This window comes from Pseudomonas sp. S60 (assembly GCF_016647865.1).
GTDB lineage: Bacteria > Pseudomonadota > Gammaproteobacteria > Pseudomonadales > Pseudomonadaceae > Aquipseudomonas > Aquipseudomonas parafulva.
Genome location: NZ_JACVVH010000097.1, coordinates 1 through 2,635 on the forward strand (window position 1 = coordinate 1; position 2,635 = coordinate 2,635).

1 protein-coding gene is annotated in these 2,635 nt (G+C 57.0%); it reads left to right on the top strand.

From position 1 onward, the window contains the following. On the top strand, window positions 1-2,635 hold a 2,635-nt coding region (locus tag IAE33_RS24310), incomplete at both ends, for an immunoglobulin-like domain-containing protein (protein WP_328804921.1).

The window sequence follows — 2,635 nt, forward strand, 5'->3', positions numbered from 1 at the left end:
TGACGTTGGCAAGTTCGAACAACTGACCCTGGATAAAACCCCGGTCAGCACGACTGTCACCGATGAACCAGGCTCGGGCACCCCAGGCACGGGTAACCAGGGCGACCTGGTGCAAGTCACCATCACTGCCGATCAAACTTCGGTTGCCGAGAACGTCAAACCGACCTTTACCGTACAGATCAACACTGCACTGGCCCATGACTTGGTCGTGACCCTGAGCAACAACGCTCAGATCACCATCAAAGCCGGTGAAACCAGCGCCCAATACACTCACGATGCACAAGGCGACGATGTCTACAAAGACTCTGGCGACATCACCCTGGGTATCAAGTCCGCTGTAGACATCGACGGCCGTACCTTCGAAAACCTGCAGCTGGGTGGCGATGCGTCGGTAAAAGTTACCGACACCATCGACGAAGTGGTCGCCAAGTTGACCGCGACTTCGTCGGTCACCGAAGGTGGCGACATTACCTACACCGTGACGCTGACCAACAAAGACGGTCTGCCAATTAACAACCACGGTACCCTGACCTTCACCCTGGACGATGGCAAGACCACCATCACCATCCCGGCGAACGGCACCACCGGCTCGGTCACTGTGACCGCACCGGACAACGTCTATGTGGGCGCGAACGATCCGGTCGTCAAATCCATTGCTTCGGTAACGGGCGCTGACGTCGGCAAGTTCGAGCAACTGACCCTGGATAAAACCCCGGTCAGCACGACTGTGACTGACGAACCAGGCTCAGGTACTCCAGGCACTGGCAACCAAGGCGACCTGGTGCAAGTCACCATCACCGCCGACCAAACTTCGGTTGCCGAGAACGTCAAACCGACGTTCACCGTGCAGATCAATACTGCACTGGCCCACGACTTGGTCGTGACCCTGAGCAACAACGCTCAAGTCACCATCAAGGCTGGCCAAACCAGCGTGTCGTACGAGCACGCCGCGCAGGGCGATGACGTTTACAAAGACTCGGGTGAAATCAAACTCGGCATTACTTCGGCTGTAGACATCGATGGTCGCACCTTCGAAAACCTGCAACTGGGTGGTGATGCGTCGGTGAAAGTTACCGACACCATCGACGAAGTGGTGGCAAAACTCACCGCAAGCGACTCCGTTAGTGAAGGCGGTCAGATCACTTACACCGTGACGCTGACCAACAAAGATGGTCTGCCGATCAACAACCACGGCGCCCTGACCTTCACCCTGGACGATGGCAAAACCACTATCACCATCCCGGCGAACGGTACCACCGGCTCGGTCACTGTGACCGCGCCAGACAACGTCTATGTCGGTGCGAACGATCCGGTCGTCAAATCCATTGCTTCGGTAACAGGCGCTGACGTCGGCAAGTTCGAACAACTGACCCTGGATAAGACTCCAGTCAGCACCACTGTGACTGACGAACCGGGCTCGGGTACCCCAGGCACGGGCAACCAAGGCGATCTGGTGCAGGTCACTATCACCGCCGACCAAACTTCGGTCGCCGAGAACGTCAAACCGACCTTCACCGTGCAGATCAATACTGCACTGGCCCACGACTTGGTCGTGACCCTGAGCAACAACGCTCAAGTCACCATCAAGGCTGGCCAGACCAGCGTGTCTTACGAGCATGCTGCGCAGGGCGATGACGTTTACAAAGACTCGGGTGAAATCAAACTCGGCATTACTTCGGCTGTAGACATCGATGGTCGCACCTTCGAAAACCTGCAATTTGGTGGCGATGCCTCGGTACAAGTCACCGACACCATCGATGAAGTAGTCGCCAAGTTGACCGCGACTCCGTCGGTCACCGAAGGTGGCGACATCACCTACACCGTGACGCTGACCAACAAAGATGGTCTGCCGATCAACAACCACGGCGCCCTGACCTTCACCCTGGACGATGGCAAAACCACCATCACCATTCCGGCGAACGGCACCACCGGCTCGGTCACTGTGACCGCACCGGACAACGTCTATGTGGGCGCGAATGATCCAGTCGTCAAATCCATCGCTTCGGTAACGGGCGCTGACGTCGGCAAGTTCGAACAACTGACCCTGGATAAAACCCCGGTCAGCACCACTGTGACTGACGAACCAGGCTCGGGTACCCCAGGCACTGGTAACCAGGGCGACCTGGTGCAAGTCATCATCACTGCCGATCAAACTTCGGTTGCCGAGAACGTCAAACCGACCTTTACCGTACAGATCAACACTGCACTGGCCCATGACTTGGTCGTGACCCTGAGCAACAACGCTCAGATCACCATCAAAGCCGGTGAAACCAGCGCCCAATACGCTCACGATGCACAAGGAGACGATGTCTACAAAGACTCTGGCGACATTACCCTGGGTATCAAGTCCGCTGTAGACATCGACGGTCGTACCTTCGAAAACCTGCAACTGGGTGGTGATGCGTCGGTAAAAGTCACCGACACCATCGACGAAGTGGTCGCCAAATTGACCGCGACTTCGTCGGTCACAGAAGGCGGCGACATCACCTACACCGTGACGCTGACCAACAAAGATGGTCTGCCGATCAACAATCACGGCGCCCTGACCTTCACCCTGGACGATGGTAAAACCACCATCACCATCCCGGCGAACGGCACCACCGGCTCGGTCACTGTGACCGCACCGGACAACGTC